Genomic DNA, 5,747 nt, shown 5'->3' on the forward strand with positions numbered 1-5,747 from the left:
GCACAATATTTTGCTAGAATTAGAGGATATATTACAACGCTCAAAAAAAATAAACAAAAAGTACTAGAAAATATTCAGCTTGCTTTTAGCAAAAATCCGTTCCTACCGGAAATGGCTGAATAGTTACGAAAGAAATATAAATTTGTTTTTTTCTCCTGAAATAAATAATCTTTTAAAAAAATAAATATGAAATCGATACTTACAACCAATTTAATAAAATATACGCTCACAACTTTAGTACTCGCAATTATATTTAGAGTTGGATTAAGTGCTTCAATAGCGCATAAAATGATGATAGCCGTTATTGCATGCGCAATAGTGTACGCAATTTTAATGTGGTTTAACGGGAGTTACTTCGGCAAAAAAGAATATGAATATTTGCCAATTTTTGATATCTGATTTAGATTTCATTGTGCAACGTTTCTAGTACACAATCTTGTTTCAATGGTATGGTTCGCTTCTAAATTTCAATCAAAATATGAAAGTATAGATGTTATTTATATTACAGCATTAATTTGGGTCATCTTTTTGATGGCACATTTTATTTATTATCTTTCGGTTAGAAAGTTATCTATCAAGAATCTAAATAAAGAAGACCTTTTTGAGTAAAAATAATATGTATATTGGTGTAAAATTTCTTGCTTGTTTAGGCAAATACCATAGCTTTGGCTGATTTTTATACAAAAAAAAATAGCCCAAATTGGTTTTAAAGACAGCTGGTGCTTTTTTTTAAAATTATGTTTACACTACAATATCAGTAAATTAATATCTCTAAAAGGCAAATCAAACCAATCGGCAACGGTTCTATTCGTTAAAATTCCCCGATAAAAATACATACCATTTCGCAGGCTTTTATCAAAACGAGCTGCATTTTCAAAGCCACCCTCTTCGGCAATATCTAACAAATAGGGTGTAAAAATATTACTGATAGAAACAGAAGCCGTTCTTGCATATCGAGACGGAATATTGGGCACACAATAATGGATTACGCCGTGTTTAACAAAGGTTGGTGAGTTATGAGAAGTAACGTTAGAGGTTTCAAAACAACCACCTCTATCAATACTAACATCTACAATAATAGCGCCTTCTTTCATTTGTTCTATCATGGTTTCTGTAGCCACAATTGGCGATCTGTTTTTGCCTCTAATAGCGCCAATAGCAACATCGCAGCGCATTAATGCTTTTGCTATTGATTTTGGTTGCAAGGTAGAAGTGTAAATTGGCGCTGGCAAATAGCGTTGTAAATTTCGTAATTTAGAAATAGAATTATCAAAAACTTTTACTCTAGCTCCTAATCCTAGTGCAGTTCTTGCGGCATATTCGCCAACAGTACCCGCCCCAAAAATAACAACACTTGTTGGTGGTACACCGCCAATGTTACCGAACAACAATCCGTTTCCTTTATTTACGCCACTCATTAATTCACCAGCAATTAAAATAGAAGCGGTTCCTGCAATTTCACTTAAAGATTTTACAACGGGATAGGTATTGTGTTCATCTTTTATATAATCAAAAGCAACTGCTGTAATTCTTTTTTTAGCCAAACACTCAAAATATTTTTTAGATTGTGTCTTTAATTGAAGAGAAGAAATTAAAGTGGTTTGCGGATTTATATAATTAATTTCTTTTTCTGACGGTGGTGCAACCTTTAGAACAATATTGCATTTAAAAGCTTCTTCAGAATCGTAAGAAATCTTTGCGCCTGCATCAGAATATTCTTTATCAGTAAAATTAGCACCTTTACCAGCCCCAGTTTCTATAACCACTCTATGCCCGTGAGCAGAAAGTGCTGTAACAGCATCTGGGGTTAAGCAAACGCGTTTTTCCCCAAGATACGTTTCTTTAGGAAGACCGATAAAAAGTTCTCCTTTTCTCTTTTTAATTTCTAGCATTTCAGTCTGCGGTAATAACTCTTCTTTACTAAAAGGAGAAAATTGACTCATAAACAAAGTTTTATTTTATTTGGATATTACGCTGGTCATCCCCTATAATTGTAAGGTGAATTGCAACAGCGTTTAAAGGTAATAAATTTTCTATGTTTTCTGGCCATTCTATCAAACACCAATCATTATTATCAAAATATTCTTCGATACCCATATCTAAAGCTTCTTCTTCATTTGTAATTCGATAAAAATCAAAATGAAAGACGGTTTCATTTTTTGAAGTTTGATATTCATTTACCAATGAAAAAGTAGGAGAGGAGATGGTATCTAAAACGCCTAATTTTTTGCAAATTTCTTTAATAAGTGTTGTTTTACCAACGCCCATTTCTCCATAAAACAAAATAGTTTTATTTTTTGCTGAAGAAATAATTTCAACAGCAATTTCAGAAAGGTTTTCTAAAGAATAGTTTTTATGCATGTCGCAAAGTTATAAACTTTTAAAAAAACTATTGTGGAATTGATAATAAATCTAATCAAAATCTAGATTTATTCAAATATGCCTTTAATTGTTTGATTTTTGAGCTGTGTTTTTTGCGTTTGTCGTTTTTTTTAAGTTATTTTAATTAAAATTAAACTAAATAGAAAGTATAGGTGTCCATTGTAATGTGATATATCTTTTCTAGTTTAGGTGAATTTTATCAAATTTAGTGTTTAAAATGCCCAATTCCTACGCCATTTAACAAACGCAAAGTACCATTTACTTGTCTTTACAAGGAAATGATCTTTAAATTTATCTTAAAACATTTTTTTAATTATATATTTTGATTGATCATAGAATCAATGAAAAATTCAGAATAATGCTTTCTTTCGCTGAAGGCTTAAAAATATTTATGTTAAAAACACCTATATATAGGTATTGTATAAGCACGACGCTAAAACTATTTTTACCAAATAAAACCAAATAAAATTAAACTAATTCAAACTCATTCAAACAAAAATTAAGGCCAAACCAAAATTAAATTACTATGAATTCAAAAAAAAGCGACCAACTAAAACTAAAATTATGAAAAAACTATTTATTGCAACAGTAATGAGTTTATTCTTCTATGGAAGTATATATTCTCAAGAAACAATTGAGGAGACAGAAGAAGAAACAATCGAAGAAGTATCTGAAATGAGTATAAAAAGAAAAAATGCGATAGGATTTTCTTTAGGTACTGGCTTAGGGATTGATTATTCTAGAGTATGGAAACCCAATAAACTTTATGTAACTGCAGGTTTTAATGCGCTAGTTTTTTCGATAAACAATATCGAACAAGAAATTAGTGGAGAAAATTTATTAGTAGACACGGAATTAGATTTTAAAAATTTTGAAATGAAAATAAGTTACCACCCTTTTTCTAATGCATTTAAACTTGTAGGTGGAGTCGGTTTTTTCGCGTCAAGTAACACTAATGTAAAAACCACCTTTAAAGACAATATTGTTTTTGGTGAGGTAGAGTTTAATACCGATGATTCTGGTAGTCTAGATATCGATGTAAATTGGTTTAGCGTAGCGCCTTATTTGGGTTTAGGTTTTGGTAGAGCTGTACCTAATAAAAGATGGGGTTTTGCTGCCGATTTAGGGACTTACTTTTCAAGTTCTCCAAACATTACACTAGATGCAACAGGTATTATAGAGCAGTCTAAAAACCAAGAGGCGTTGCTAAATGAAAGCTTTGAAAGCTTTAAATTTATACCTTATGCTACCTTACGAGTATCATATTCATTTTAAATAAAAAAGACATGAAAAAAATAATAACATTTATAGCCATATCAATCATGCTGACTTCTTGTGAGTTTGGTAAATTAAGTACAATACAAGATGATTTTGTGATAACAGTGGCCGCAGAGCCCGTACAAAGTTATATAAATTTAAATATCTTTAATTCTAAAGATGGTACAAACATTCCAGAAAGTGTTTCGATTAGTTTTTCTGGGCCAGATGCAGATCAAATATTTACCGCTAGTGGAACTAGTGATTTTAAAATAGAAAATGGTTTAATTACTGTTGGGGTGAACAGAAATTATGTTTTATCTGCAGATAACCCTTTAAATGTTACTGCAAATTTTAGCGCAGTAGGTTATTTAACTGCACAAAGAACTATTAGTTTCGATGGTTCAGATATTCGAGAAGAGCAAGTGGGCCTATTAGAAGAAGAAAATCTGCCTAAATCGATAGTTTTTAAATCGGCTTCAGAAGTTTTAACGGGTAATAAAACAACTACAGATATTACAGTAGAAACTTCTTCTAGCACAAATGCAGAAGAAACAATTGATTTTGTAATTCCTGCAGATACCGAGTTTTACGATGAAGATGGTCTTGTATTAACTGGAACTGAAATAACAGCAGACTTTCAAACTTTTGATCCTACAACGCCTGATTTAGACGCATTAACAGTTTCAACAGAGAATCCAGAATCTCTTCCTGCTGGGTTTAACGAATTTCCTGGAAGTATGGAGATTGGTGCTGATGCTTCTAATAAATCTTCTTCAAATAAAACAAAAATAAATCAAGGGTATTTAGTGCCAATTGCTTCACAATTATGTCTTTACTATTATGTAAACGGAAAAAAAGTTTGGGGAACCTCTAGACCCACTAGAATTAATGCTTGGGCTTGGAGAGGTTTAGTTAATCCAAATACAAATCAACAAGTTAAAGCGGGAGATATAATTGCCGTATATAGAAACGTAAATGGTTCTAATGTAAAATTAGTTGATGTTCCTTTAGTATCCTATAGAGGCTGGTTTAGAGCTCAATTTACTGCTCCCGGACCTGGTATTTACTCTTATGGTTTTGAGGTATTTCCTTCTGCTAATTGTTCTGCAAATAGTACTATCAATTCTGTTAAATTTAACAACACAGGTCGTAGATCTTTTTACTTTTATAGTGTAGCAAATAAATACAATCCTAACAGACCTATTAGATACGGGTACATGTATTTTGACGGAGTTTATGAAGTAACCAACAGAAGTTCTAGAAGGTGGAGCAATAGAGCTTTAGCTCTACTTGAAGATGATATGGTACTAAAAATATATAATTATAGTTATGATGAAAGACGTTTTAAAGTTGTTTACAATAAGGAGGTCAGTAAATGTGAGTTAGACGGACAAACAACCGATATTAGCAATACAGATTGTTTTGCCCAAAGAAATATGGATTTAACTGTAGATTGCCCAGACGCTACCTATCGTTTAAATAACACCTATGTTTATTACAAACCAGAGGGTAGAAGATGGTATAGTTATTTTGATAGAGTTATAAACTCTCAATTAAATGGTAAAACTCCTTGTCTTGAGGCTGGTATTAAATATCAATTCGGTTTTTGGTATAATGGATGGAAAGAAACGCCACCGTTAACGGAAGTAGAAATGATAGATTTATATAAAAACTTTGATTTAGATTTAATTTGTCGTGAAATTAGAGCAAATAGATAAAGGTTTTATGTAGTTTTTTATGAAGTTTGGTAAAACGAGTTAATTTTTAATTGACTCGTTTTTTTGTGCAATAATTTTAGAGGATAAATTTGAATAACTTAATACACAAGTATCCACTAAAAATATTTTAGTTCTAGTTAACTGCGTAAAACACCAACTATTACACATAAATTGTTGGGTGTAGATTTGAGTTAGATATTTTAATTATGAATAAAATTGTACTATAAACTGTTCTTTTTGTAGTTTACACGTCACTCAAATATACTCATTACAAATAGGATCCCGAAAAATTAGGTTTAATAATTTGAAAATTATCTGTTAGGATATTTTTGAATTCCTCATTTTTCCAAGAGTGACTTTCTAAGAATTCGATTACCTTTTCTCTAA

The 5,747-nt window shown here is 31.2% G+C and carries 5 protein-coding genes; 3 read left to right on the forward strand and 2 right to left on the reverse strand.

Annotated features, from left to right (window positions below):
* Positions 1 to 186: 186 nt before the first annotated feature.
* Positions 187 to 399, forward strand: coding sequence for a hypothetical protein (locus ES044_RS17710; protein WP_147120659.1), 213 nt, complete (start codon positions 187 to 189; stop codon positions 397 to 399).
* Between the two features lie 347 nt (positions 400 to 746).
* Here the strand turns inward: ES044_RS17710 and ES044_RS17715 are convergent, their stop codons facing one another.
* The gene (locus ES044_RS17715; RefSeq protein WP_147120660.1) at positions 747 to 1,943 is read right to left on the reverse strand and encodes an alanine dehydrogenase; all 1,197 of its coding nucleotides are present in this window, start codon (positions 1,941 to 1,943) and stop codon (positions 747 to 749) included.
* 10 nt (positions 1,944 to 1,953) lie between these two features.
* The gene (gene tsaE, locus ES044_RS17720) at positions 1,954 to 2,361 is read right to left on the reverse strand and encodes a tRNA (adenosine(37)-N6)-threonylcarbamoyltransferase complex ATPase subunit type 1 TsaE (RefSeq protein WP_147120661.1); all 408 of its coding nucleotides are present in this window, start codon (positions 2,359 to 2,361) and stop codon (positions 1,954 to 1,956) included.
* Positions 2,362 to 2,946: 585 nt separating this feature from the next.
* On the opposite strand from tsaE, the gene ES044_RS17725 reads away from it, so the two are divergent.
* Positions 2,947 to 3,657, forward strand: a complete 711-nt coding sequence (locus ES044_RS17725) for a hypothetical protein (protein ID WP_147120662.1) — start codon at positions 2,947 to 2,949, stop codon at positions 3,655 to 3,657.
* Positions 3,658 to 3,668: 11 nt separating this feature from the next.
* Positions 3,669 to 5,360 (forward strand): hypothetical protein, encoded by a 1,692-nt coding sequence (locus ES044_RS17730; RefSeq protein ID WP_147120663.1) that lies wholly within the window; start codon positions 3,669 to 3,671, stop codon positions 5,358 to 5,360.
* Positions 5,361 to 5,747: the final 387 nt, after the last annotated feature.

This window comes from Polaribacter sp. IC066 (assembly GCF_007997085.1).
In the GTDB taxonomy this organism is placed as follows: Bacteria; Bacteroidota; Bacteroidia; order Flavobacteriales; family Flavobacteriaceae; genus Polaribacter.